Raw genomic sequence first — 300 nt, 5'->3', positions numbered from 1 at the left:
GGGAAAAGTCACTAATGTTATTATGACCGAATATCAAACTAAAGAGCTGATTTCCGAATTTTGGGATACAAAACGAGAATATAATTTTTGCATTAAGTCAATAAAGAAAGCTTTAAAAGGAATGCAATTTGATATTCTCAAACGAAAAGGGATACCGATTGAAAGTAATGTTAACATCGAAATTTGGTTTAATGAAAACGGAACAATAGAAAATTGGTCGGAATAAAAACGTGTGGTAACAACGTATATAAAAAATAGCGCGAGTCGTTGCTAACACAAAGGTTCGGGCATTTTTAGGAA

The 300-nt window shown here is 32.3% G+C and carries 1 protein-coding gene; it reads left to right on the top strand.

All coding sequences use genetic code 11. The features are described from left to right. Positions 1-226, top strand: a 226-nt coding sequence (locus K8344_RS14065; protein WP_237609303.1) for a hypothetical protein, incomplete at its 5' end; no start/stop codon positions are given. Between the last annotated feature and the right edge of the window lie 74 nt (positions 227-300).

It is taken from the genome of Aequorivita xiaoshiensis (genome assembly GCF_022008395.1).
Classification (GTDB): Bacteria; Bacteroidota; Bacteroidia; order Flavobacteriales; family Flavobacteriaceae; genus Aequorivita; species Aequorivita xiaoshiensis.
Note: the sequence above shows the minus strand (reverse complement) of the source record. Positions and strands in the feature narration are given on the sequence as shown.